Source organism: Comamonas sp. 23 (genome assembly GCF_049601575.1).
Lineage (GTDB): Bacteria > Pseudomonadota > Gammaproteobacteria > Burkholderiales > Burkholderiaceae_C > Comamonas > Comamonas squillarum.
The window spans coordinates 1032501-1057343 of the sequence record NZ_CP187127.1 but is presented as its reverse complement, the minus strand read 5'-3'; the positions used below and the strand labels follow the sequence as shown (position 1 = coordinate 1057343).

17 protein-coding genes, 2 tRNA genes and 2 rRNA genes are annotated in these 24843 nt (G+C 62.7%); 4 read left to right on the top strand and 17 right to left on the bottom strand.

Annotated elements, in window-relative coordinates:
• Positions 1 to 36: 36 nt before the first annotated feature.
• From ACPEE1_RS04735 to ACPEE1_RS04725, 3 genes are all read right to left on the bottom strand, one after another.
• Positions 37 to 816 carry a DUF4126 domain-containing protein gene (locus ACPEE1_RS04735; protein ID WP_116926529.1) on the bottom strand — a complete coding sequence of 260 codons (780 nt, stop codon included), beginning with the start codon at positions 814 to 816 and terminating at the stop codon, positions 37 to 39.
• Between the two features lie 92 nt (positions 817 to 908).
• On the bottom strand, positions 909 to 1697 hold the full coding sequence (locus ACPEE1_RS04730; RefSeq protein WP_116926530.1) for an enoyl-CoA hydratase/isomerase family protein: 789 nt from the start codon (positions 1695 to 1697) through the stop codon (positions 909 to 911).
• Between the two features lie 23 nt (positions 1698 to 1720).
• Positions 1721 to 3328, bottom strand: a complete 1608-nt coding sequence (locus ACPEE1_RS04725) for a carboxyl transferase domain-containing protein (protein WP_423935391.1) — start codon at positions 3326 to 3328, stop codon at positions 1721 to 1723.
• Between the two features lie 82 nt (positions 3329 to 3410).
• Between ACPEE1_RS04725 and ACPEE1_RS04720 the strand changes: the two genes are divergently transcribed.
• Positions 3411 to 5138, top strand: coding sequence for a Na+/H+ antiporter (locus tag ACPEE1_RS04720; RefSeq protein ID WP_116926532.1), 1728 nt, complete (start codon positions 3411 to 3413; stop codon positions 5136 to 5138).
• Positions 5139 to 5177: 39 nt separating this feature from the next.
• On the opposite strand, the gene ACPEE1_RS04715 is transcribed toward ACPEE1_RS04720, so the two are convergent.
• Entirely contained in the window at positions 5178 to 6890 is a 1713-nt protein-coding gene (locus ACPEE1_RS04715; RefSeq protein ID WP_182343626.1) for an AMP-binding protein, read from the bottom strand.
• Between the two features lie 152 nt (positions 6891 to 7042).
• Between ACPEE1_RS04715 and ACPEE1_RS04710 the strand changes: the two genes are divergently transcribed.
• The 3 genes from ACPEE1_RS04710 (at position 7043) to ACPEE1_RS04700 (ending at position 10536) form a co-directional block, all read left to right on the top strand.
• Positions 7043 to 8086, top strand: coding sequence for an AraC family transcriptional regulator (locus tag ACPEE1_RS04710; RefSeq protein ID WP_230770387.1), 1044 nt, complete (start codon positions 7043 to 7045; stop codon positions 8084 to 8086).
• Between the two features lie 118 nt (positions 8087 to 8204).
• On the top strand, positions 8205 to 8885 hold the full coding sequence (locus tag ACPEE1_RS04705; RefSeq protein WP_116926534.1) for a glutathione S-transferase family protein: 681 nt from the start codon (positions 8205 to 8207) through the stop codon (positions 8883 to 8885).
• A gap of 22 nt (positions 8886 to 8907) precedes the next feature.
• Entirely contained in the window at positions 8908 to 10536 is a 1629-nt protein-coding gene (locus tag ACPEE1_RS04700; protein ID WP_182343630.1) for an AMP-binding protein, read from the top strand.
• 43 nt (positions 10537 to 10579) lie between these two features.
• On the opposite strand, the gene ACPEE1_RS04695 is transcribed toward ACPEE1_RS04700, so the two are convergent.
• From ACPEE1_RS04695 to ACPEE1_RS04635, 13 genes are all read right to left on the bottom strand, one after another.
• Positions 10580 to 12196: a GMC family oxidoreductase gene (locus ACPEE1_RS04695; RefSeq protein WP_116926536.1), complete on the bottom strand. Its 1617-nt coding sequence runs from the start codon at positions 12194 to 12196 to the stop codon at positions 10580 to 10582.
• Positions 12193 to 12924: an ABC transporter ATP-binding protein gene (locus tag ACPEE1_RS04690; RefSeq protein WP_182343634.1), complete on the bottom strand. Its 732-nt coding sequence runs from the start codon at positions 12922 to 12924 to the stop codon at positions 12193 to 12195. The genes ACPEE1_RS04695 and ACPEE1_RS04690 overlap by 4 nt, the downstream gene beginning before the upstream one ends.
• Complete coding sequence (locus ACPEE1_RS04685) at positions 12917 to 14737, bottom strand: ABC transporter permease subunit (protein WP_116926538.1); 1821 nt, start codon at positions 14735 to 14737, stop codon at positions 12917 to 12919. The genes ACPEE1_RS04690 and ACPEE1_RS04685 overlap by 8 nt, the downstream gene beginning before the upstream one ends.
• Positions 14737 to 15657, bottom strand: a complete 921-nt coding sequence (locus tag ACPEE1_RS04680; RefSeq protein ID WP_116926539.1) for a branched-chain amino acid ABC transporter permease — start codon at positions 15655 to 15657, stop codon at positions 14737 to 14739. Before ACPEE1_RS04680 ends, ACPEE1_RS04685 begins: the two co-directional genes overlap by 1 nt.
• Before the next feature lie 81 nt (positions 15658 to 15738).
• The gene (locus ACPEE1_RS04675) at positions 15739 to 16932 is read right to left on the bottom strand and encodes an ABC transporter substrate-binding protein (protein WP_116926540.1); all 1194 of its coding nucleotides are present in this window, start codon (positions 16930 to 16932) and stop codon (positions 15739 to 15741) included.
• Between the two features lie 141 nt (positions 16933 to 17073).
• Entirely contained in the window at positions 17074 to 18708 is a 1635-nt protein-coding gene (locus ACPEE1_RS04670) for a GMC family oxidoreductase (protein WP_423935385.1), read from the bottom strand.
• A gap of 102 nt (positions 18709 to 18810) precedes the next feature.
• Positions 18811 to 19506 (bottom strand): HAD family phosphatase, encoded by a 696-nt coding sequence (locus ACPEE1_RS04665; protein WP_312988730.1) that lies wholly within the window; start codon positions 19504 to 19506, stop codon positions 18811 to 18813.
• Between the two features lie 31 nt (positions 19507 to 19537).
• On the bottom strand, positions 19538 to 19945 hold the full coding sequence (locus ACPEE1_RS04660; RefSeq protein ID WP_312988729.1) for a YchJ family protein: 408 nt from the start codon (positions 19943 to 19945) through the stop codon (positions 19538 to 19540).
• Positions 19946 to 19948: 3 nt separating this feature from the next.
• Complete coding sequence (locus tag ACPEE1_RS04655) at positions 19949 to 20668, bottom strand: DUF4197 domain-containing protein (RefSeq protein ID WP_312988728.1); 720 nt, start codon at positions 20666 to 20668, stop codon at positions 19949 to 19951.
• A 190-nt stretch (positions 20669 to 20858) separates the two neighbouring features.
• Positions 20859 to 20971, bottom strand: a 5S ribosomal RNA gene (gene rrf, locus ACPEE1_RS04650).
• A 174-nt stretch (positions 20972 to 21145) separates the two neighbouring features.
• Positions 21146 to 24024 (bottom strand): 23S ribosomal RNA (locus ACPEE1_RS04645).
• 386 nt (positions 24025 to 24410) lie between these two features.
• Positions 24411 to 24486 (bottom strand) — tRNA-Ala (locus ACPEE1_RS04640).
• A gap of 148 nt (positions 24487 to 24634) precedes the next feature.
• Positions 24635 to 24711: transfer RNA gene (locus tag ACPEE1_RS04635), tRNA-Ile, on the bottom strand.
• Positions 24712 to 24843: the final 132 nt, after the last annotated feature.

Genomic DNA, 24843 nt, shown 5'->3' with positions numbered 1-24843 from the left:
CTTCCCTGACCCCAGCCCGCCTTCGCAAGCCCCCGGTCAATATCGTTGGTGATCCGCGCCCGTGGCGGCCAGGGCCACCGGCTCTTCATGGCCCAGCCACCGGCGAATCCGGCGCACCACGGCCCGCAAAAACTTCCACAACACCCAGGTCATCACCCACATCAGCACCAGCACCACGGCCAGCGCCAGCGCAAACACCAGCGGGTGGTGGATGGCCAGCCACACCGCGCCGATCGAGACCCCGTCTTCGACCAGGCTCGCGCCCCAGTTGGAGAACGGCTCCGGGCTGGTGTTGATGGCCGCGCGCGTCGTGGTCTTGGCCACCTGGCTGCTCAGCGCCAAGGTGCCGCCCATCAGGGCCGCAGCTGTCGCCATCGTCGCGTTGTCGGTGCCAAACACGCTGGCCGCCAAGGCCGCACCCGCTGGCACCCGCACCACGCTTTGCACCACATCCCAGACCGAATCCACGCCGGGGATCTTGTCGGCAAAGAACTCAACAAACAGCAGCGCGCCACTGATGAACAGGATCACCGGCTGCTGCAGCACCGTCAGCCCACCGGGCAGCTGCAGCACGCCGGTGGCGCCCAGCATGCCCGTCACAAACACCACCGCATACAGCCGAAAGCCACTGGCCCAACCGAGCGCAGCTGCCAGCGCCATCAGCTGGCCCCAGTCCCACTGCGCCATGGCCTGGCCCATCTGGCCGGCCACCTGGCCGACCTGGTCGGCCGCCTGCCCCACCGTGTGTGCGGTGTCCTTGTCCAGATGCAGGCCCATGCCGTGCAGCCAGTTGACGATGGTGTTCCAGATATCCATGGTGGTGCTCCTCAGTGCCAGTCAGCAAACGCGCTGTTTATAGCGCCAATGCCCGCTTGCTGTCTGCCATCCAAGGCCGCTTTAGGGCTGCATCAGCCTCCCAGCCAGCTGGGTTTGCGTTTGTTCAAGAAGGCCTGCACGCCTTCCTTGCCTTCGGCGCTGGCGCGGATATCGGCGATGCCGGCCACGGTCTCGGCGATCAGCGCTTCGTCCACCTCACGGCCGGCCACATCGAGCACCAGCTTTTTGCAGGCCTGTACCGCTGCCGGGCTGGCGCTCAGCAGGTGCTTGAGCAGGCCGTCCACGGCGCTGTCCAGCGCCTCAGCCTCCACCACCTGGTGCACAAAGCCGGTGCGTAGCGCTTCGGCGGCGTCAAAGCGCTCACCGGTCAGAAAGTAGCGGTGCGCCGCACGCGGGCCCATCGCGCGGATCACATAGGGGCTGATCGTGGCCGGGATCAGGCCGATCTTCACCTCGCTGAGGCAAAAACCGGCGTGGCTGGCCGCCACCGCCATGTCGCAGCAGGCCACCAGGCCCATGCCACCGGCGTAGACATCGCCCTGCACCCGCGCAATCGTCGGCTTGGGGCAGGTGTAAATGACGCGCAGCATCTCGGCGAGCTTGCCCGCGTCGACCAGGTTTTCCTCGCGGGTGTAATCGGCCATCGCGCGCATCCAGTTCAGGTTGGCGCCAGCGCAGAAGGCCGGGCCTTCGGCGGCCAGCACCACGGCGCGGACCTGGGCCTGCGCACCCACCCAGCTGAAGGCGCGGGTGATGTCGGCAATCACCTCATCGCTGAAGGCATTGCGCACATCGGGCTGGGTCAGGGTGATGGTGGCCACCGGTCCAGCGGCTTCGACGGTCAGAAATGTACTTTTCATGGTGTCCTCTCTGTCTCAGAGCCTTACATGCGGAAGACGCCGAATCGGGTATCTTCGATCGGTGCATTGCGCGTGGCCGCCAGGCCCAGCGCCAGCACGCGGCGGGTATCGGCCGGGTCGATGACGCCGTCATCCCACAGCCGTGCCGAGGCGTAGTAAGGGTGGCCCTGGTCCTCGTACTGCTGGCGGATGGGCGCCTTGAAGGCCTCCTCCTCTTCCGCCGTCCAGGCGCCGCCCCGGCCTTCGATGCCATCGCGCTTGACCGTGGCCAGCACGCTGGCCGCCTGCTCGCCGCCCATCACGCTGATGCGTGCGTTCGGCCACATCCACAAAAAGCGGGGGCTGTAGGCGCGGCCACACATGCCGTAGTTGCCGGCGCCAAAGCTGCCGCCGATGATGATGGTGAACTTGGGCACGCTGGCCGTGGCCACCGCCGTCACCAGCTTGGCGCCGTGGCGGGCAATGCCCTCGTTCTCGTACTTGCGGCCGACCATGAAGCCGGTGATGTTCTGCAAAAAGACCAGCGGAATCTTGCGCTGGCAGCACAGCTCGATGAAGTGCGCACCCTTGACGGCCGACTCGCTGAACAAAATGCCGTTGTTGGCGATGATGCCCACCTCCATGCCCTCGACGCGGGCAAAGCCGCAGACCAGGGTGGCGCCAAAACGGGCCTTGAACTCGTCAAAATCGCTGCCATCGACAATGCGGGCGATGATTTCGCGCACATCAAAAGGCTTGCGCGTATCGACCGGGATCACGCCATACAGCTCATCGGCCGGGTAGGCCGGTGCCTGCGGCGCCTTGTCGGCCAAGTTGGGCTGTTTGGCCTTGTTCAGGTGGCTCACGGCCTTGCGGGCCAGCGCCAGTGCATGGGTGTCGTTGTCGGCCAGGTGGTCGGCCACGCCCGACAGGCGCGTGTGCACATCGCCGCCACCCAGGTCTTCGGCACTCACCACCTCGCCGGTCGCAGCCTTCACCAGCGGTGGGCCACCCAAAAAGATCGTGCCCTGGTTCTTCACGATGATGGACTCGTCGCTCATCGCCGGCACATAGGCGCCGCCAGCGGTGCAGGAACCCATGACCACGGCGATCTGCGCAATGCCCTGGGCCGACATATTGGCCTGGTTGTAGAAGATGCGGCCAAAGTGCTCGCGGTCGGGGAAGACCTCGTCCTGGTTGGGCAGGTTGGCGCCGCCCGAATCAACCAGGTAAATGCAGGGCAGTCGGTTTTGCGCTGCCACTTCCTGGGCGCGCAAATGTTTTTTTACCGTCATCGGGTAGTAGGTGCCGCCTTTGACCGTGGCATCATTGCACACGATCATGCAGTCCACCCCACTGACGCGGCCCACGCCGGCGATCAGGCCCGCACCGGGTGCATCGTTGTTGTACATGTTCAGCGCAGCCAGCGGTGCCAGCTCCAAAAAGGGCGTGCCCGGGTCCAGCAGCATCTGCACGCGGTCACGCGGCAGCAGCTTGCCCCGGCCCAGGTGCTTGGCACGGGCGGCTTCACCACCGCCTTGCGCCACCTTGGCAGACCGGGCGCGCAGGTCCTCCACAATGCTGCGCATGGCTTGCGCATTGGTCTGAAAATCTGCCGACCGGGCATTCAGCTGGGTTGCGAGTTTGCTCATGCTTGTCCTCTTCAATGTTCTAGCGTTCCGTTCAGAAACGCGTTTTCTTTAAAAATAGTCTGCTGCCAAACGAATCCGCACCATGCACACCGTCGAAACCGTCCTGCTCGTCCTGATGATCGGTGCCGTCACCGGCATCATTGCGCGCTACATCCGGGCCATACCGCTGCCGCTGATCCAGATCATGCTGGGCGCGGCGCTGTCCTGGCCACAAAAAGGCCTGCATATCGATTTCGACCCCGGCCTGTTCATGCTGCTGTTCATTCCGCCGCTGCTGTTTGCCGACGGCTGGCGCATTCCCAAGCGCGAGTTCTTTGCGCTGTACCGCCCTATTTTGCGGCTGGCCTTTGGCCTGGTGCTTTTTACCGTGATTGGCCTGGGCTACCTGATCCACTGGATGATCCCGGAGATCCCGCTGACCGTGGCCTTTGCGCTGGCCGCCGTGATATCGCCCACCGATGCGGTGGCCGTCTCGGCCATCACCCGCAACCTGGGCATGCCGGCCCACACCATGCATGTGCTCGAAGGCGAATCGCTGCTCAATGATGCCTCGGGCCTGGTGGCGCTGAAATTTGCCATCGCCGCCACCTTGACCGGTGTGTTCTCCTGGACCCAGGTCACGCAGGAATTTCTGTGGATTGCGCTGGGTGGCCTGGGCGTGGGCGCTGCGGTGGGCTGGGGTTTCAGCTACCTGCGCGATACCGTCACCCGCCGCCTGGGCGATGTGGCCGCCACGCAGATGGTGCTGCTCTTGGTGCTGCTGCCCTTTGCAGCCTACCTGCTGGGCGAAAAGATTGGTGTCTCGGGCATTCTGGCCGCCGTGGCCGCGGGCGTGGCCACGAATTTTGGCGACCTGAACCGCGCCGACTACATCTCCGAGCGCATGCAAACCGCCGGTACCTGGGCGATGGTGGAATCGGCCTTCAACGGCGCGATCTTCCTGCTGCTGGGCCTGCAGTTGCCCTCGATCATTGGCGTAACCTTGCGCGATGCCGGCCATGACTGGTGGATTCTGGTGGGCTATGTGGCCATCATCTCGATCGCACTTTTGGCGCTGCGCTGGATCTGGCTGATGCTGGGCGTCAGCCGCAGCCTGCACAAGGCCCACCAGGCCGGCAAGCTGGTCAAAAAACCCGACCTGTGGCTGAACCTGGCCACGACCTTGGCGGGCATACGAGGCGCGGTCACCTTGGCCGGTGCGCTGTCCGTGCCGCTGCTCTTGAACAACGGCCAGCCGTTTCCAGCACGCGACATGCTGATCTTTCTGGCCACCGGCACCATCTTGTTCACCCTGGTGATCGGCAGCATCGGCCTGCCGCTGGTGCTGCGCCGCGTGCAGGCGGTGAGCGAGCCCGAATCGGTGCGCGAAGAGCGCCAGGCGCGCATTGCAGCCTGCCGCGCTGCGATCAACAGCCTGGCGATGAGCGACGACGATGCCGCCCAGCAGCCCACCGAATGGCAGGCCCAGCAGCATGAAATCGAAGGCCGGATTGCGCGCGAGTACCGCAACCGTATCGACCTGCTGGACGAGGAGCGCACGCCCGAAACCGCCGAGGTGCAGGACCTGGCCACGCCCGACGCGGTGCAGGAGCGCCGCCTGCGCTATGTGGCCGAGCTGGAGATGCGGCTCAACTGCATCAAGGTCGAGCGCCACACCATCTACGCCGAGCGGCACAACAACCGCATCAACGACGAATCGCTGCGCAGCCTGGTCCAGGAGCTGGACCTGAGCGAGATCACCTTGCGCAAGCGCCTGGAAGTGGCCCGCCGCGCCGCCGCCAAGCAAGCTGCCAAGCTGGAAGGGCATTGATCGTTCAGGCGGGTGCTGCATGGCGGCGCTCTGCGCGGTTCAGGCCGTCTTGCTCACATCCAGCTTCAGCGATTCGATCATCGCCTCGCGGATCTTGAACTTCTGGATCTTGCCGGTCACCGTCATCGGGAAGGCCTCGACAAACTCGATGTAGCGCGGCACCTTGTAATGGGCCACCCGGCCCTTGCAGTAGCTGCGCAGCGCCTCGGCATCCAGGCTTTGGCCGGCCTTGACGATGACCCAGGCACAGAGCTCCTCGCCAAAGCGGCTGTCGGGCACGCCCACCACCTGCACATCCTGCACCTGCGGGTGGGTGTAGAGAAACTCCTCGATCTCGCGCGGGTAGATGTTCTCGCCGCCCCGGATCACCATGTCCTTGATGCGGCCGACAATGTTCACATAGCCTTCTTCATCCATCGTGGCCAGGTCGCCGGTGTGCATCCAGCCATCGCCATCGATGGCCTCGCGCGTCTTGGCCTCGTCGCCCCAGTAGCCATGCATGACCGAATAACCGCGCGTGCAGAGCTCACCCGATTGGCCGGGGGCCACGGTCTCGCCGGTCTCGGGGCTGACGATCTTGACCTCCAGGTGCGGATGCACCTTGCCGACGGTGGAGACGCGCTTGTCCAGCGGCGTGTCGGTCGAGCTTTGGCAGCTGACCGGACTGGTCTCGGTCATGCCGTAGGCAATGGTGATCTCGGACAGATGCATCTGGCTGACCACGCGCTTCATCACCTCGATCGGGCAGGGCGAGCCAGCCATGATGCCGGTGCGCAGGCTCGACAGGTCGAACTCGGCAAAACGTGGGTGGTCCAGCTCGGCAATGAACATCGTGGGCACGCCATGCAGGCCGGTGCAGCGCTCGGCCTGCACCGTCTCCAGCACCGTCAGCGCATCAAAGCCGTCATTGGGGTAGACCATGGCCGCGCCATGCGTCATGCAGGCCATATTGCCCAGCACCATGCCAAAGCAGTGGTAGAGCGGCACGGGAATGCAGAGCCGGTCTTCTTCCGAGAGCCGCATCGCCTCGCCAATGAAATAGCCGTTGTTGACGATATTGCGGTGGGTCAAGGTGGCGCCCTTGGGAAAGCCTGTGGTGCCACTGGTGAACTGGATATTGATCGGGTCGTAGGGCGTCAAGCTGGCCCCTATCTGCGCGACCTGCGGGTCGGCCGCATCACCGCTGGCGATAAAGCGCGAGAAGCGCTGCATGCCTGCCTGCTCCTGGCCCTGGCCTGCGACATCGATCCAGACCACCAGGCGCAAATCGGGCAAGGCCTCAATCTGCAGCGCAGCGCTGGCTTGCGTCTCCAGCTCAGGCGCCAGCGCGCGCACCATACCCAGGTAATCGCTGGTCTTGAAGCGCTCCATCACAAACAGCGCCTTGCACTGCACCTTGTTGAGCGCATAGGCCAGCTCGGAGGTGCGGTAGGCCGGGTTGATGTTGACGAGGATGATGCCGACATGGGCGGTGGCCAGCTGCAGCAGCACCCATTCCACATTGTTGTGCGACCAGATCCCCACCCGGTCACCCTTGGCAATGCCGGCGCGCAGCAAGGCGCTGGCCAGTTGCTGCGATTGCTCCAGCAGTTGCTGGTAAGTGAGGCGCAGGCCCTGGTGGCGGCTGATGAGCGCATCGCGCGCGCCAAAGCGCGCTGCTGTCTCGCTCAGCTGCTGGCCGATGGTCTTGTTGAGCAGGCGCGGCTCGCTGGCGCCCCGTGCATAGCTGCTGGTCAATCTGGTCTCGCTCATGGTGTCTCCTGTCCGCCGCTCAACCAGCCGGGTCGGCGGCCCTGTTCCTTGTCTTTCAGGATACGCGAGCGTGCCGCGCAAATGATGGCAGGATGGTTGCAAATGTCGCCAGTACAATGGCCATGCTTGGCGCTTTTTAAACCCCACCCTCCATGCCCAAACCGCTGCCCTCCTCTGCCGTCGTGCACCATCCCGCCGTTACGCCCATGGCCTTTGTCCGGGCCATCGCGCGGGCCTACCAGCACCGGGGGCTGAGTGCGGACCGAGCGCTGCAGTTGGCGCAAATCGATCCCTTGGCGGTTGAAAAGGACGGCCCCGGCATCACCGCACTGCAGTTTGAAACGCTCTCGGATGCGGCGATGCAGGAGCTAGATGACGAGGCGCTGGGCTGGTTCAGCCGGCGCCTGCCCTGGGGCAGCTATGGCATGCTGGCACGCGCCTCGCTCACCAGCCCCAACCTGGGGGTGGCGCTCAAGCGCTGGTGCCGCCACCACGGCCTGCTCACCGATGACCTGGCGCTCAGCCTGCAGGTGCAGGGCGAGACGGCCACGGTCGAGATCATCGAGCACACGGGCCTGGGCGAGCTGCGCGAGTTTTGCCTCGTGTCCATGCTGCGCAATATGCATGGGCTGTCGAGCTGGTTTGTCGACTCGTCGCTGCCGCTGTTCAAGGTGAGTTTTCCGTTCGAGGCCCCCGCCCATGCCGATGTGTATGCGCTGCTCTTCCCCGGCGATGTGCAGTTTGGCGCGCCGGTCACGCGCATGCAGTTTGATGCGCGTTATCTCGCCTTGCCGATTGCCCGCGATGAGGCGGCCTTGCAGCGCATGCTGCAGCGCGCGCTGCCGCTGACCGTGCGCCCCTACCGGCGCGACCGGCTGATGGTGCAGCGCGTGCGCCAGCTGCTGGCTGCCGATCCCTCGGCGATGCACAGCGCCGACAGCCTCTCGGCCAAGCTGCACCTGTCACTGCGCACCCTGCACCGCCAGCTCAAGGACGAGGGCGCATCGCTGCAGGCCCTGAAGGACGAGGTGCGGCGCGAACGCTCGCTGACTCTGCTGCACCGCAGCAACCGGCCCATCAAGCAGATCGCGCAGTTGGCAGGCTTCAGCAACGACAAGAGCTTTATCCGGGCCTTTCGCACCTGGATGGGCATGTCCCCGGCCGAATACCGCAAGAGCACCCGGCCGCCGGCCTGAGGCGCAGCCGATGCTGGCCTGAGACCGGCCCGATTTGCAACCTGGCTGACACCTGCAGGGCAGCCACGTACATCCATTCGTGCCAAGATGGCGGCACAACATCGGATGGAGACTTGCCGTGATCGAGCTGTACCACTGTGTGAGCGCGCGCTCGTTCCGCGCGCTATGGATGCTGGAAGAGCTTGGCCTGCCCTACCAGCTGCAGATGCTGCCCTTTCCGCCCCGCGCACTGGCCAAGCACTACCTGGCACTCAACCCCCTGGGCACCGTGCCCTTGCTGATCGACGGCGACACGCGCATGACCGAGTCGTCCGCCATCTGCCAGTACCTGGCCAGCCGCGACCCGGCGCAGCGCCTGGACGTGCAGCCCAGCGACCCCGCCTATGGCAGCTACCTGAACTGGCTGTACATGTCCGATACGACCTTGACCTTTCCGCAGACCCTGGTGCTGCGCTACCAGTTCTTTGAGCCTGCCGTGCGGCGCCAGCCCCAGGTCGCAGAAGACTATGCGCGCTGGTTTCTGGGCCGGCTGCGCGCGCTGGAGACCGCCGCCCAGGCCATGCCAGCCGAACTGCCCTACCTCTGCGCAGGCCGTTTTACCGCGGCCGATGTGGCCGTGGGCTATGCGCTGATGCTGTCGGACTACCTGGGCATGTCCTCGCAATGGGGGCCGGCCACCCAGCACTACTGGATGCACCTGCAGCAGCGCGCCGCCTTTCTGCGCAGCCTGGAGGTCGAAAAGCAGGCCGCGCTGGACCAGCAGATCGACCCCATTCCGTCGCCCTTGATCCGGCCCTGACCCTGCTTTGAAGTCCTCCGACATGATCGCCATCACCGACCACACCACCATCGGCCAGGCCTTGCAGGCCGCCATTGCGCGCTACCCCGAGCACAGCCTGCTGGCGGTGCCGGCCAATCCCAAGCGCAGCTACCTGCCCGAGGGCTGCGAGTTCAGCTACACGCAGGCCGGCGCCCATATCGCGCGGCTGCAGGCCCGCTACCAGGCCGCGGGCTATGGCGTGGGCCACCGCGTGGGGCTGTTTCTGGAAAGCCGGCCCGAGCACCTCTGGCACAAGCTGGCGATGAACAGCCTGGGCATCTGCTGTGTGCCCATCAACCCCGACTACAAGCGCCGCGAGCTGAACTACCTGATCGACCATGCACAGCTGGACCTGGTCGTCTGCCTGCCCGAGCGGCTGGAGGCACTGCAGCAGTCCCTGCAGGACACGCGCAACCAGCCGGCCCTGGTCTGCACCGATCCGCAAGATGGCAGTGCGATCACGCTGCCGCCGGCCCGCTCGCAGCCCTCGGGCAGCCTGAGCGCCGACACGCCAGCAAGCATCCTCTACACCTCGGGCACCACCGGCCAGCCCAAGGGCTGTGTGCTCTCGCATGCCTATGAACTGGCCGCTGGCAAGTGGTATGCATCCCACCCCGGCCATGTGTCGATCCAGGAAGGCCGCGAGCGCCTGTTCAACCCGCTGCCGCTGTTCCATGTCAACGCATCCATCCTGTCGTTCTACTGCATGCTGCTCACCGGCGGCTGCCAGGTCCAGACCGACCGCTTTCAGCCCAGCCGCTGGTGGGAAGAGGTTGCCAGCAGCCGCGCCACCATCGTCCACTACCTGGGCGTGATCATTCCGCTCTTGCTCAAGCAGCCGCCGTCCGACTGGGAAAAGCAGCACTGCGTGCGCTTTGGCTATGGCGCAGGGGTGGAGCCGCAGCTGCATGCCGCCTTCGAGCAGCGCTTTGGCTTTCCGCTGATCGAGCTGTGGGGCATGACCGAGGTGGTGCGCACCATCTCTGACCATGGCGACGACCGCCAGGTAGGCACACGCTCCTTTGGCCGTGGTGCGCCGGGGCTCGAGGTACTGGTGGCCGATGAGAGCGGCCAGCCGGTGCCGCCCGGCACGCCTGGCGAGATGCTGGTGCGCTACTCGGCCGAGACCCCGCGCAAGCATTTTTTCAGCGAGTACCTGGACAACCCCGAGGCCACCGCCAAGGCCTGGGAAGGCGGCTGGTTCCACACCGGGGATGTGGTGCTGCAGGACCCCGATGGCCTGCTGCACTTCATGGACCGGCGCAAGAACATCATCCGCCGCTCCGGCGAGAACATTGCCGCGGCCGAGGTGGAAGCCGTGCTGCTGTCCCACCCCAAGGTGCACCAGGTGGCCGTGCTGGCCGCGCCCGATGACATCCGCGAAGAGGAGGTGCTGGCCAGCATTGTGCTGACGGACGGCGTGGCGCCCGGCACCGCCATCTGCCAGGAGCTGTTTGCGTTCTGCCAGCAAGAGATGGCCTACTACAAGGTGCCCGGCTGGTGGTGGTTCACCGATGAGATCCCCACCACCGGCACGCAAAAGATCCAGAAGCACCGGATCTTGGCGGCAGGCCAGGATGTGCGCAGCCTGCCCCAGGTGCTGGACATGCGGGCGCACAAAAAGCGCTAATGGCGCTCGGCCCGCTGCTAGTGCTGGAAGGCGGGCCGGCTGCCTAGCCCGCGCGGCGCAGCAGGTCGGCGCCCTTCTCGCCAATCATCATCGTGGCCGCGCAGGTGTTGGCCGAGGTGATCTCGGGCATCACCGAGGCATCGATCACCCGCAGCCCCTGCAGCCCATGCACGCGCAGCTGGGCATCGACGACGGCACCTGCCTCGGGGCGGGGCCCCATGCGCGCCGTGCCGTTGAGGTGGTAGGACGAGACACCGTAGCGGTAGATAAAGTCCAGGATCTCGTCATCGGACTGCACCTGCGGCCCGGGCATGACCTCGTCCACCCGGTAGGGCGCGAGCGCCTGGCTCTGCAGCAAGGCCCGGGCCTGGCGCACACCTCGGATCAAGGTCTGGCGGTCGCCCTCGTCGTCCAGATAGCGCGGCTGCACGACCGGGTCGGCCAGCGGATCGCTTGAGGCCAACTGCACCGTGCCCATGCTCTGCGGCCGGTGCTGCCAGACGCCGCAGGTCATGCCTGGGAACACATCGAGCTGGCCCACATAGCCTTCGCGGTAGCTGGCCGGGGAGAACACACCTTGCAGATCGGGCCGCGCGAGCCCTGGCTGCGAGGCTGCGAACCAGTGCACGACGGACGGGCTGAGCTGCAGAATATTGGGCTTGCCGCGCAGCCATTGCCAGGCCTGGCCCCAGAGGCGCGGCACACGCGCCAGCTCGTTGATCGTGGTGGCGTTCTTGACCGACGCGACCAGCCGCACCGAGAAATGGTCCTTGAGGTGCTGACCCACGCCCGGCAAATGCACCTGGGTGGCAATGCCCAGCGCGCGCAGCCGCTCGCCATCGCCAATGCCCGACAGCTGCAGCAGCTTCGGCGTGTTGATGGCGCCGGCGCTGACGACCACCTCGCGCCGCGCCCTCACTTGGCGCCGCACGCCATCTTGCAGGTATTCCACACCACAGGCGCGGCCGTCCTCGACCATAATGCGCAGCGCCTGCGCGCCGGTCCGCACATCCAGGTTGCGGCGCCGCATCGCTGGGCGCAGAAAGCAGCCCGCCGTGCTCATGCGCCAGCCGTTGTGGATGCTGCGCTGGAAATAGCCCACGCCTTGCTGGTAGGCGCCGTTGTAGTCCGGGTTGCGCGCGAGGCCCTGCTCGGCAGCGCCCTCCAGGAAGGCCTCGCAAATCGGGTGCGGCCAGTGCGGCAGGCTGACCTTGAGCGGGCCGTTGTGGCCGCGCAGTGCCGGATCGCCGCCATCGACAAAATGCTCGCTGCGCTGGAAGTACGGCAGCACCTCGTCATAGGACCACCCCGCATTGCCCTGCGCCGCCCAGCCATCGAAATCCTCGCGCTGGCCCCGGTTGTAGACCAGACCGTTGATGGAGGTGGAGCCGCCCAAGGTCTTGCCCTGGGGCAGCGGAATGCGCCGCCCTCCCGTGCGCTCCGTCGGCTCGGAGCTGAACTGCCAGGCCACCGCCGGATTGAAGATCACCTTGATAAAGCCGGCCGGCAGCTTGAGGTAGGGCCTGTGGTCGGGCGGGCCGGCTTCGAGCACGCAGATGCGCAGCGCAGGATCCTCGCCCAAGCGGGCGGCGACGATGGCGCCGGCCGCGCCGCTGCCGACCACCACATAGTCAAAATGGTCGGCTGCCGGCGCGCTCATGCATGGGCTCCCAGGTACGCGGCACGCACCTTGGGGTCGCGCCGCAGATCGGCCGCGGCGCCCTGCAGGGTGAAGTGGCCCGTCTCCAGCACATAGGCGCGGTCAGCTACCGCCAGCGCCTGGTTGGCCATCTGCTCGACCAGCAAGATGGTCACCCCCTGCGCCTTGAGCTGGCGCACGATCGCAAAGATCTCCTTGACGATCAGCGGCGCCAGGCCCAGCGAGGGCTCATCGAGCAGCAGCAGCTTGGGCCGCGACATCAACGCGCGCGCAATCGCCAGCATCTGCTGCTCGCCGCCCGACATGGTGCCGGCCATCTGCGCGCGGCGCTCACGCAGCCGCGGGAAGGTGTTGAACTGCTGCTCCACATCGGCGGCAATCGCGGCGGACCCATCCTTGCGGTGGTAGGCGCCCAGCAGCAGGTTGTCATGCACGCTCTGGTCGGCAAACACCTGGCGGCCTTCGGGCGACTGGGCAATGCCAAAGGGCACACGCAGGTGGCCGGGCATGCGGGTGATGTCCTGGCCCAGGAACTCGATGCGGCCCGCCGCTGTGGGCTCCAGGCCCGAGATGGCCTTCATCAGGGTGCTCTTGCCTGCGCCATTGCCACCGATGATGGTGACCACCTCACCGGCATGCACCTGCAGCGACACCCCCTTGAGCGCCTGCACGGCACCGTAGTGCAGCTCCAGCGCCTCGACACGCAGCAATGGTGTTTGCTCAGGCATGGGGGCCTCCGTTCATCGCGTTGTCCTCGGTTTCATCATCGCTGCCCAGGTAGGCGGCAATCACGCGCGGGTTGCTTTGCACCTGCTGGGGTGTGCCCTCGGCAATCTTCTGGCCGTAGTCGAGCACGATCACGTGGTCGGACACAGCCATCACCAGGTCCATGTGGTGCTCGATCAGCAGCACGGTAATGCCCAGATCGCGGATGCGTGCAATCACCTGGATCAGCTCCTGCGTCTCCTGCGGGTTGAGGCCGGCGGCCGGCTCATCGAGCAGCAGCAAACGCGGATGGGTGGCCAGCGCGCGGGCCAGCTCCAGCCGGCGCTGCAGGCCATAGGGCAGGCTGCCGGCGGTATGCAGCGCCTTGTCACGCAGCTGCAGGCGGTCAAGGATCTGCAGCGCCTCATCCCGCGCAGCGAGCTCAGCGCGCCGGGCCTTGCCCACCCCTATCAGGCTGGCAAAGAACCCAGCCTGGATATGCGCATGCAAGCCGACCTTGACGTTGTCGAGCACGGTCATATCGCTGAAGAGGCGCAGGTTCTGGAAGGTACGGCCCAGGCCCATGCGGGCAATCCGGTTGGGCGAGACACCGACGATGCTCTGGCCCGCAAACTGGATGGAGCCGCGCTCGGGCACCACAATGCCCGACAGGATATTGAGCAAGGTGGTCTTGCCCGCGCCATTGGGCCCGATCAGCGAATGCACATGGCCGGGCTTGATGCATAGATCGACCTCATTGGTCGGCACCACGCCGCCGTAAGCCTTGTAGATGCCGCGACCGTCCAGCAAACCTTCTGCGCCGGTGCTGGCCAGCGGCGCGGCCGATTTGAGCTGCCAGGCCGGCAGATCCTGCGGCAGCTGCGGCGTGGGCAGCAGGCCCGGTGCGTATTTGCGCGCCAGGCTGCGCAATGTGCCGGCCAGGCCATTGGGCATGGCGTACAGCGCAAACAGCAGCAGCGCACCATAGGTGAAATGCTGCACACCCGGCCAGCGCGACAACAGCGAATCGAGCAGGGTCAACACCACAGCGCCCAGCAGCGGCCCGTAGACGGAATTGCCACCAAACAGCACCACCAGCAGGAAGAAGACCGACAGATTGAAAGTGATGAAGTCCGAGTTGATGTACTGGTTCTGCTGCGTGATCAGCGCGCCGGCAATGCCGCAGGTGAAGGCACTGATGACAAAGGCCAGCACCTTGAACTTGTAGACGCTGACGCCCACGCTCTCGGCCGCCACCTCGGCGGTGTTCACGGCCATGAAGGCGCGGCCAAAACGCCCCGCCAGCAGGTGGCGGAACATGACATGCAGCACCACGCACAGAGCCAGCACAAACCAGACCCAGTGCGAGGAGGCAAACATCTGGTCGCCCAGCTTCAAGGGCACCACGCCATAGATGCCCTGCTGGCCGGCAAATACATCCTGCCATTCCGAGACCACCTTCTCGACGACGATGCCAAAGCCGATGGTGACCATCGCCAGCGCCGGCCCTTTGACGCGCAGCGCCGGCAGCGCAATCACCACGCCAAACAGCCCGGCCAGCACACCGGCCATTGCAAAGGCGGCCCAGGGGTTCCAGCCCCAGCGGGTGGTGAGCAGGGCCACCGCATAGGCGCCCACGGCAAACAGGCCGGCATGGCCCAGTGATTTCTGGCCGGTGTAGTTCACCAGCACATTCAGCCCCGAGGCGGCGATGTAGTTGACCCCGATCAGAAAGACGATGCGCAGGTAGAAGTCGTTGCTGGTCATCAGCGGGATGGCGGCCACCAGCGCCGCCACCAGGGCCAGCCAGCCGTAGTGCTTGATCTCGCTGTTCATCAGACTTTCTCCACGATCTTCTGGCCCAAGAGGCCCTGGGGCCGCACCACCAGCACCACGATGATCAGCAAGAAGATGCTGATCTCGCGCATCTCCGCCTGCCACAGGCCAACCAGGGCCTCAATCAGGCCCAGCACAAAGCCGCCCAGCATGCAGCCGCGTGGGCTGGTCAGACCGCCCAGAATGGCCGAGGAGAAGGCTTTGAGCGCCAAGGTCATGCCCATGAATACCGATGCCGTCGTGATGGGCGCAATCAGCAAACCGGCCAGGCCCGCCAGGCTGGAGCTGATGACAAAGGCCAGCACGACGATGGCTGTCACATTGATGCCCATCAGGGTGGCTGCACTGCCGCTTTGCGCCACCGCGCGCACGGCCTTGCCGATGCGGGTGTGGCGCATCACATAATCGAGCGCGAGCAGCACGGCCACGCTGCAGACCAGCACCAGCACCTCTTGGGGCAGCACACCGGCATTGCCGATGCGCAGCACCTCGCTACCCAGCGGCGAGGGCATGACCAGCGGCGCCGGGCCCCAGATGGCCAGCGCCGTGTTCTGGATGATGATGCCAAAGCCGATGGTGCTCATCACCCAGGCCATGCCGCCGCGCCCCACAAAGGGCCGCACGGCGGCGTAATAGAGCAGCAGGCCCAGCAGCGCCAGGACGGCCATCGTGCCCACCAGGCTGAGCACATAGCGCCACAGGCTGACATCGGCGGGCAGCAGGCTGTCGGTGATGTTCTTGCCGGCGAGCAGCAGCAGCGCCGAGACCGCGACAAACGCGCCCGCGACCAGGAACTCGCCCTGGCCAAAATTCAAGGTCTTGGTGGTGTTGAAGGTGATGTTGAAACCCACCGCCACCAAGGCATAAATACTTCCCAAGGCCAGCCCGCTAAAGACCGCCTGCAGTATCGAATCCAGCATACGCACCCCAGACACATTGCCGCTAAAAAAACCAGGCCTGCGCGCCGCATGGGGCGGGCGCAGGCCTGACGAGTCGATGCCTTACTTCTTCAGATCCGCTGGCGTGAGCGACTTGTAGACACTGTCTTCAAAGCGCACCACGTCGCTGCCCTTCCAGCGGGCGAGGTAGAAGTCGCCCACGCTCAGGCCTTCGTGGTTGGTCTTGCTAAAGGGCTTGTCATAGGTCTTGATCACGCCTTCGGTGCTGTTCAGGTTCTCCAGCGCAGCAGCGACCTTCTCGCCATCGGTGCTGTTGGCCTGCTTCATCGCAGCGGCCAGCAGCATCACCGAGTCATAGGCCTGGGCGGCGCAGGGGAAGGTGGTCAGGGTCGGGAAGTTCACACGCACGCGCTGGCCCAGGGCCTTGGTCTTGGCCGAGGTGTCTTCGGTCGTCGAAGCCGCCATGATCAGGTGCTCGGCCAGCTTGGTGCCTGCCATCTTGGGCAGCAAAGAGCTCAGGTTGCCCCAGGTGCCCAAGGTGACGGGCATGTAGTTGATCTTCTCCATGCTGCGCAGCACCTGAGCGGCGCCGTCGGCAATGCCATAGATGATCACGGTGTCAGCTCCTGCCGCCTTGATCTTGTTGAGCTGCGAGGTCATGTCGGTGTCTTTGGGGCCGTACTTCTCGACGGCCACTGGCTTGATGCCGTGCAAGGCCAGAATCTCGGTCGCATCCTTGATGCCGCCCTGGCCGTAGCCGGTGGAATCGGCCAGGATGGCGATCTTCTTGTCCTTCGAGGCCTTGACGGCATAGGCGCCCAGCAGCGCGACCTGCTCGCGGTCCACCATCGAGATGCGGTAGAGGTAGTTCTGCGGCTCCTTGGCGTAGCGCGTGGTGATCTCGGTGGCGGTACCAATCGGCACGATGACCGGCACCTTCTTTTGCTGCGGAATATGCAGCCAGGCCAGCGCATTGCCAGAGTTGGCCGGGCCCACGATGCCGCTGACCTTTTCGCTGTCGATCAGCTCCTGCACGGTCTGGATGGCCTTGGGCGGAGTGCCCTGGTCATCGCGCACCACCCCGACCAGCTTGCGGCCCATGATGCCGCCGGCTTTGTTGATGTCCTCGATAGCGGCTTCAAAGCCCCAGCGGCCGGAGATGCCCAGCTCGGCCACGCCGCTGGCCGATTGGTCGGCGGTGTAGCCGATCTTGATGTCCTGGGCCTGGGCCGAAAATGCCAAAGTGCTAGCCACCAGCGCCGCAGCCTTCGTCAAACGATAGACGAGCTTGTTCATGTTTGTCTCCTTGCTTTGTTGTCAAATCTCTTGGTCAGCCTCCACCGCACGCACGAGGCCCTTGTCTTCTTCAATATAGCGGCGGATGCCGCAAACGCTCTTCTGGGTTTCTCCTAGGTAAGATTTCGTAACTACAACCCCTTAGTGGCAGTGCTCGGCCAGCAGCAGATCGGCGGCCTTTTCGGCAATCATCATCGTCGGCGCGCCGGTATTGCCCGAGGGCATGGCCGGCATCACGGACGCATCGGCCACCCGCAAACCGGTGATGCCATGCACGCGCAGTTGGGGGTCGACCACGGACTGGCCATCGCCGGCTGCGCCCATGCGGCAGGTACCCATGAAGTGCCAGGCTGTACTGCCCCGCTCACGGGCAAACTGCAGCAGTTCCTCGTCCGATTGCAGCTGGGAGGACGGCGCCTCGTCACTGGCCACATAGGGCGCCAAGGCGGCACTGTGCAGCAGGCGACGGGCCTGGCGCAGGCCTTCGACGACCAGGCGCTGGTCGGCCTCATCGTGCAGGTAGTGCGGCTGGATCACCGGGCTGTCCCAGGCATGGGCCGAGGCCAGGCGCACATGGCCCCGGCTCTGCGGCCGCAGCTGGTAAAAGCCCAGGGTCATGCCGGGGAAATCATCGAGCTGGCCGGCAATGCCGGAGGCATAGCTGCCCGGTGAGAAATGGAACTGAAAATCGGCCCGGCCGCCTGGCGCTTGCGCCGATGAAAACGCATAGGCCACCGAAGGGCTGATGGCCAGAATGCTGGGTTTACCAGCCAGCCAGCGCGCCACCTGGCCCCAGAGCCGCCAGCCCCGGGCGGTGGTGTTCAAGGTCGGCGCGTTCTGCACCCGCAAGATGGAGCGCAGCATCATATGGTCCTGCAGGCCCTGGCCCACACCCGGCAGGTGCTGCTGTACGGCAATGCCCAGGTCCTGCAAACGCTGTGCATCGCCCAGGCCGGACAGGTTGAGCAGCTTGGGCGAATTGATGGCACCGGCCGCCACCACCACCTCGCGGCTGGCCTGCAGGCGCCGCAGCGGGCCGCCGGGCTCGGCCGCGTATTCCACACCGGCAACGCGCGTGCCCTCCATCACCAGGCGGCTGACCTGGGCGCGGGGGATGACCCGCAGATTGGCGCGCCCCTTGGCCGGTCGCAAAAAAGCCTTGGCAGCACTGACCCGCCAGCCCCGGTGGATCCAGCGCTGATAATAGCCAGCGCCCTCCTGCTTGCCGGCGTTGTAGTCCTTACCCGAGGGAATGCCCTGGCTGGCCGCACCGGCGATAAAGGCATCGCACAGCGGGTGGCGCCAGTCACAGTCGGTGATCGGCAACTCGCCTTCCAGCCCCCGGTAGTTCACATCGCAGATGGCCAGGCGCCGCTCCGAGCGCTTGAAGTACGGCAGCACCTCGTCATAGGACCAGCCGGTGGCGCCCTGGGCCGCCCAGTCGTCATAGTCCTGGGCCTGGCCACGCACATAGTTGAAACCGTTGACAGCGCTGGAGCCGCCCAAGGTGCGGCCTAGCTGCGCGACCACCTGGCGGCCCATGGTGGCGGCATCGGGCGCAGTCTTGAAAGGCCAGGTGTAGCGCGGGTTGTAGCCAACCTTGATAAAGCCGGCAGGGATATGGATGTAGGGGTGGTGATCGGGTGGGCCGGCTTCGAGCAGACAGACCTGGAAGCGGCCCGATGCGCTCAGGCGGTTGGCGAGGATGCAGCCGGCCATGCCGGCACCGACAATGATGAAGTCAAACGCTGCATCCCACTCATGCACAGGCCCCATAACAACTCCAGGTGGCACAACCAGACGAAAAGTCTAGGTGCAGCCTGGCATCCGGCCTGTCGCTTCAGTGTCCGCCTTTGCGTCTGGGGCGGATCTTAAAGCTCAGGCAGCTAGCGCCGATGCGCGGGCCACGCGCTGGGGCAGATCGGCCATGTGTTCAAAGAACTCGCTGGCACCGGCTGCCGCCAGATCGGCCTGCGAGCAGACTGCATGCGCTGGCGGGTGGTAGGCCCACACGGTAGCGCCGGCCGCCACGCCGGCCTGGGTGCCGGTCACACTGTCTTCAATCACCAGGCAGCGCTGGGGATCGGCGCCCAGCGCGGCAGCCGCGGCCAGGTAGACATCCGGGAAAGGCTTGGTACGCGGCATCTCATGGCCGCTGAAAATGCGCCCTTCAAAATAGGGCAGCAAACCGGCAATGCGCAGCTGCATCACGATCTTCTTGCGGTCGGCACCCGAGGCGCAGGCAATCTGCCCATTGAACTGGGCATGCAGGGCCTGGATGGCCTCCACCGCGCCTTCGATGGCTTTGACATCCTGCTCCAGCGCCACATTGCGGCGCGCATAGAACTCTTCCATCCAGGCATCGGTCAGCGGCTTGCCGGTGTTCGCCTCGATCAAGTCCTTCTGGCTGCGCACCATTTTGCCGATGAACAGCTGCAGGCAATCCTCGGACGACAGCACCCAGCCCGCCTCGTTGAGCATCGCGCACAGCACCCGGTTGGTGATGACTTCGCTGTCCACCAACACACCATCGCAATCAAACAGCATGGCCTCAAAGCCTGCATTGGGGTTCATTTTGGGATCCTCGAAAAATTGCAGGTGGCGATCAAAATTGGTCACCATCCAGATAAAACCAACGGCCTTGCTCCTGCACAAAGCGGCTGCGCTCATGCAGGCGCACCGCGCGCCCTTGCAGCTTGTAGCGGGCGACAAACTCCACTTCGGCATGGCTGTCATCTAGCAGCTCAAAGGCCTTGACCTGCAAGCCCAGCCAGCGGCACTGCGGCTCAAAATCGAGCTGCGATGGGCGGGTCGAGGCATGCCAGGTGGCCAGCAGGTAGGCACGCTCCTCCCGCACAAAGGCGCTGTAGCGCGATCGCATCAGATGTTCGGCATCCGGTGCCGGAGTACCCTCAAAATCGGCAATAAAGCGGCCGCAACAGGCGCTGTAGGCCGCACCGGATTCACAAGGGCAGAGGGGGGGCTGCGCGGGCGATGGGGGTTTCTTCGCCATGGCTTAGCGCAGCGCTCCAAAAACCTTGCGCACGGCGGCATTGGCGCTGCCCAGCGGGTTCTGGCGAATCGCGCGCTCCTGCTCACCAATCACGGCGTATAAACCGTCGAGGGTCTTGCCAGTCACATATTGGTTCAGGTCCAGCGCACCGCTGGACACCCCAAAGCTCGATGCCTTGCCCACCAGCTGGTTGTACTGCTGCACCACACCGACCTGGCCGGTCGCCTGGGTCACCACGGGCAAAAAGCGCTGCGTCAAAGGCTGGCGTGTTTTTTCCATAAAGAAGGTGGTCACCGAGTGGTCACCACCACTCAGGATCCGCTTGGCATCGTCCAGCGTCATGCGCTGCACCGCATCCAGCAGCACATCCTTGCCCATAGGCACAGCCAGCTCGGCCGCGCGGTTGATGCCCTGCTCCACTTCATCCACATAGCGGCCTTGGCCAAAGCGGCGCATCATCTTGGCCGCCTCACCCATATAGCCTGGCAGCGCAATGCGCAACTGCGGGTTGTTGAAAAAGCCCCCGCTTTGACCCAGCTGGGACACCGCCACCTGCGCGCCCTGGGTCAGCGCGGCTTTGATGCCCTGGCTGGCATCGGTATTGCTCAGATCGGCCAGCGAAAGCGCCAAAGCCGGAGACACCGCACCGGCACCGCCCAGCAGCGCCAATAGATGCAGCAAACGGCGGCGCTGCGCCTGGCGCAGACAGCTTTGCTCGGTCATAGCAGTCCTTGAAAACACAAACCAGCTATTGTGCCAAACACCGGCATCCAGCCGTGCACGAAGGTGCTTGCCGGGGCAGCGCTGAAGCGCAAAACATAGTCAGCCGGAGGCTTGGGAAGGGTACCAGATGGTGCCGGCCAAAAGAAAAACCCCTCTACTCGGAGGAGTAGAGGGGTTGATCAGTATAAAAGCCTGACGATGACCTACTTTCACACGGGAATCCGCACTATCATCGGCGCGAAGTCGTTTCACTGTCCTGTTCGGGATGGGAAGGAGTGGTACCAACTTGCTATGGTCATCAGGCATAACTTTTTGCTCCTTGGCGGCTTTGCGCTGATCGGTCGATCAGGGCATTGCTGCTTTTGAAGCGAATTCATAGAGTCTTATCAGCTAAATTTGATTGCGCTTTGGGCATAACTGCAGTTGCAGTGTTCTTTGCATTGGGCCCCATCTAAGGGCGGGGCCAATCAAAGTTATAGGGTCAAGCCGCACGAGCAATTAGTATTGGTTAGCTTAACGCATTGCTGCGCTTCCACACCCAACCTATCAACGTCCTGGTCTAGAACGACTCTTCAGGGGGGTCAAGCCCCCGGCAGATCTCATCTTGGAACGAGTTTCCCGCTTAGATGCTTTCAGCGGTTATCTCTTCCACACATAGCTACTCGGCAATGCCACTGGCGTGACAACCGATACACCAGAGGTGTGTCCACTCCGGTCCTCTCGTACTAGGAGCAGGCTTCCTCAAATCTGCAGCGCCCACGGAAGATAGGGACCAAACTGTCTCACGACGTTTTAAACCCAGCTCACGTACCTCTTTAAATGGCGAACAGCCATACCCTTGGGACCGACTACAGCCCCAGGATGAGATGAGCCGACATCGAGGTGCCAAACACCGCCGTCGATATGAACTCTTGGGCGGTATCAGCCTGTTATCCCCAGAGTACCTTTTATCCGTTGAGCGATGGCCCTTCCATACAGAACCACCGGATCACTATGTCCTGCTTTCGCATCTGCTCGACTTGTCAGTCTCGCAGTTAAGCACGCTTATGCCATTGCACTATCGTCACGATGTCCGACCGTAACTAGCGTACCTTCGAACTCCTCCGTTACGCTTTGGGAGGAGACCGCCCCAGTCAAACTGCCTACCATGCACTGTCCCCGATCCAGATAATGGACCAAGGTTAGAACCTCAAACACACCAGGGTGGTATTTCAACGTTGGCTCCATGAGAACTAGCATCCTCACTTCAAAGCCTCCCACCTATCCTACACAGATCTGTTCAAAGTCCAATACAAAGCTACAGTAAAGGTTCATGGGGTCTTTCCGTCTTTCCGCGGGGAGATTGCATCATCACAAACATTTCAACTTCGCTGAGTCTCAGGAGGAGACAGTGTGGCCATCGTTACGCCATTCGTGCAGGTCGGAACTTACCCGACAAGGAATTTCGCTACCTTAGGACCGTTATAGTTACGGCCGCCGTTTACTGGGACTTCAATCAAGAGCTTGCACCCCATCATTTAATCTTCCAGCACCGGGCAGGCGTCACACCCTATACGTCCACTTTCGTGTTTGCAGAGTGCTGTGTTTTTATTAAACAGTCGCAGCCACCTATTCTTTGCAACCCCGTTTAGCTCCGTTTGTACAACTTCACTTACTGAGGGCACACCTTCTCCCGAAGTTACGGTGTCAATTTGCCGAGTTCCTTCTCCTGAGTTCTCTCAAGCGCCTTAGAATACTCATCTCGCGCACCAGTGTCGGTTTGCGGTACGGTCGTGTGTAGCTGAAGCTTAGTGGCTTTTCCTGGAAGCTGGGTATCACTCACTTCGTCTGCAAGCAGACCCGTTATCACCCCTCATCTTAGCCCGGCGGATTTGCCTACCGAGCACGACTACAGGCTTGAACCAACATATCCAACAGTTGGCTGAGCTAACCTTCTTCGTCCCCACATCGCACTACACATCGGTACGGGAATATTGACCCGTTTCCCATCAGTTACGCATCTCTGCCTCACCTTAGGGGCCGACTTACTCTACGCCGATGAACGTTGCGTAGAAAACCTTGCGCTTACGGCGAGCGGGCTTTTCACCCGCTTTAACGCTACTCATGTCAGCATTCGCACTTCTGATACCTCCAGCATCCGTTACCAGACACCTTCACAGGCTTACAGAACGCTCTCCTACCACGCACAGTAAAACTGTGCATCCGCAGCTTCGGTAACTGGCTTAGCCCCGTTACATCTTCCGCGCAGGACGACTCGATCAGTGAGCTATTACGCTTTCTTTAAATGATGGCTGCTTCTAAGCCAACATCCTGACTGTTTTAGCCTTCCCACTTCGTTTCCCACTTAGCCCGTTTTAGGGACCTTAGCTGGCGGTCTGGGTTGTTTCCCTCTTGAGTCCGGACGTTAGCACCCGGTGCTCTGTCTCCCAAGCTGTACTCTGCGGTATTCGGAGTTTGCATAGGTTTGGTAAGTCGCCATGACCCCCTAGCCTAAACAGTGCTCTACCCCCGCAGGTAATACTTGAGGCACTACCTAAATAGTTTTCGGAGAGAACCAGCTATTTCCAAGTTTGTTTAGCCTTTCACCCCTATCCACAGCTCATCCCCTAGTTTTGCAACACTAGTGGGTTCGGACCTCCAGTACCTGTTACGGCACCTTCATCCTGGCCATGGATAGATCACTTGGTTTCGGGTCTACACCCAGCGACTTGTCGCCCTATTCGGACTCGATTTCTCTACGCCTTCCCTATTCGGTTAAGCTTGCCACTGAATGTAAGTCGCTGACCCATTATACAAAAGGTACGCCGTCACCCCTAAGGGCTCCGACTTTTTGTAAGCATGCGGTTTCAGGATCTATTTCACTCCCCTCCCGGGGTTCTTTTCGCCTTTCCCTCACGGTACTTGTTCACTATCGGTCGATGATGAGTATTTAGCCTTGGAGGATGGTCCCCCCATATTCAGACAGGGTTTCTCGTGCCCCGCCCTACTTGTCTGCAGCCTAGTACCACCAATGCGTTTTCACATACGGGGCTATCACCCACTATGGCCGGACTTTCCATTCCGTTTTGTTAACACACTGACTATCACTGCAAGGCTCTTCCGAATTCGCTCGCCACTACTATCGGAATCTCGGTTGATGTCTTTTCCTCTGGGTACTTAGATGTTTCAGTTCTCCAGGTTCGCTTCGACAACCTATGTATTCAGTTGCCGATACCTATTGCTAGGTGGGTTCCCCCATTCAGAAATCTCCGGATCAAAGTTTATTTGCCAACTCCCCGAAGCTTATCGCAGGCTATCACGTCTTTCGTCGCCTATCATCGCCAAGGCATCCACCACATGCTCTTAGTCACTTGACCCTATAACTTTGACATCTATCTCTAGATCTCAAGCCAAGAACCCAAGCAACTGCTTTGCGAGGTCTCTCACCTCGCGCGTTATGCCGTAATGTGAATATCTTTGCTGTAGACCTGGTCGCCCAGATCCACATTCTTGAAGAATATTCGTCATTACTGAATAAAATTGCTCTCGCAAAGTTTCATTCGTTTTGACGCAATCAAATTGTTGCTGGTGGCACGGTCTGCACTAAACCTTTACGAATGTGCAGTTTCCACCAGCAACGCTGATTTTCGACTCTATGAATTTTTAAAGAACAGCCGTTTGATCCGGGAATCCGGAATCAACAACAAAACAGTCTCTTGCGAAACCGCTTTGGTGTTGAGTGATAAGTTATCAGTAAAAGTATTGGTGGAGGATGACGGGATCGAACCGACGACCCCCTGCTTGCAAAGCAGGTGCTCTCCCAGCTGAGCTAATCCCCCTGATTGCCTATAGCCGGCGCATTGCTTCGTTGCCCGCTGCTCACACACATCAGTGTGCTTCGCACCAGACGCCTCGCACTGCTTGGCTCTAGTCAATCATCGACTAACTAAAGCGGCATAAGCTCAACCTCTAATCCGTTGGAATCTATGGTGGGTCTAGTTGGGCTCGAACCAACGACCCCTGCGTTATCAACACAGTGCTCTAACCAGCTGAGCTACAGACCCATTCCACGCAGCTAACTCTTGTGAGCTAGCCACCTGGCTTGTGTTCCAACAACCGATAAGTGTGGGCGTTCAATCTTGATTGCTTTTTTGGCTCCTGCCGTGCCGATGGCACTTAACTTTGTTTGCACAAAG

Bases quoted from the DNA above. Each gene is read 5' to 3' on its own strand.
- ACPEE1_RS04670 (WP_423935385.1), bottom strand. From the start codon at position 18,708: ATGGGGCCTGTGCATGAGTGGGATGCAGCGTTTGACTTCATCATTGTC.
- ACPEE1_RS04660 (WP_312988729.1), bottom strand. From the start codon at position 19,945: ATGGCGAAGAAACCCCCATCGCCCGCGCAGCCCCCCCTCTGCCCTTGT.
- ACPEE1_RS04685 (WP_116926538.1), bottom strand. From the start codon at position 14,737: ATGAACAGCGAGATCAAGCACTACGGCTGGCTGGCCCTGGTGGCGGCG.
- ACPEE1_RS04675 (WP_116926540.1), bottom strand. From the start codon at position 16,932: ATGAACAAGCTCGTCTATCGTTTGACGAAGGCTGCGGCGCTGGTGGCT.
- ACPEE1_RS04715 (WP_182343626.1), bottom strand. From the start codon at position 6,890: ATGAGCGAGACCAGATTGACCAGCAGCTATGCACGGGGCGCCAGCGAG.
- ACPEE1_RS04710 (WP_230770387.1), top strand. From the start codon at position 7,043: ATGCCCAAACCGCTGCCCTCCTCTGCCGTCGTGCACCATCCCGCCGTT.
- ACPEE1_RS04700 (WP_182343630.1), top strand. From the start codon at position 8,908: ATGATCGCCATCACCGACCACACCACCATCGGCCAGGCCTTGCAGGCC.
- ACPEE1_RS04690 (WP_182343634.1), bottom strand. From the start codon at position 12,924: ATGCCTGAGCAAACACCATTGCTGCGTGTCGAGGCGCTGGAGCTGCAC.
- ACPEE1_RS04725 (WP_423935391.1), bottom strand. From the start codon at position 3,328: ATGAGCAAACTCGCAACCCAGCTGAATGCCCGGTCGGCAGATTTTCAG.
- ACPEE1_RS04730 (WP_116926530.1), bottom strand. From the start codon at position 1,697: ATGAAAAGTACATTTCTGACCGTCGAAGCCGCTGGACCGGTGGCCACC.
- ACPEE1_RS04735 (WP_116926529.1), bottom strand. From the start codon at position 816: ATGGATATCTGGAACACCATCGTCAACTGGCTGCACGGCATGGGCCTG.
- ACPEE1_RS04665 (WP_312988730.1), bottom strand. From the start codon at position 19,506: ATGAACCCCAATGCAGGCTTTGAGGCCATGCTGTTTGATTGCGATGGT.
- ACPEE1_RS04680 (WP_116926539.1), bottom strand. From the start codon at position 15,657: ATGCTGGATTCGATACTGCAGGCGGTCTTTAGCGGGCTGGCCTTGGGA.
- ACPEE1_RS04720 (WP_116926532.1), top strand. From the start codon at position 3,411: ATGCACACCGTCGAAACCGTCCTGCTCGTCCTGATGATCGGTGCCGTC.
- ACPEE1_RS04655 (WP_312988728.1), bottom strand. From the start codon at position 20,668: ATGACCGAGCAAAGCTGTCTGCGCCAGGCGCAGCGCCGCCGTTTGCTG.
- ACPEE1_RS04695 (WP_116926536.1), bottom strand. From the start codon at position 12,196: ATGAGCGCGCCGGCAGCCGACCATTTTGACTATGTGGTGGTCGGCAGC.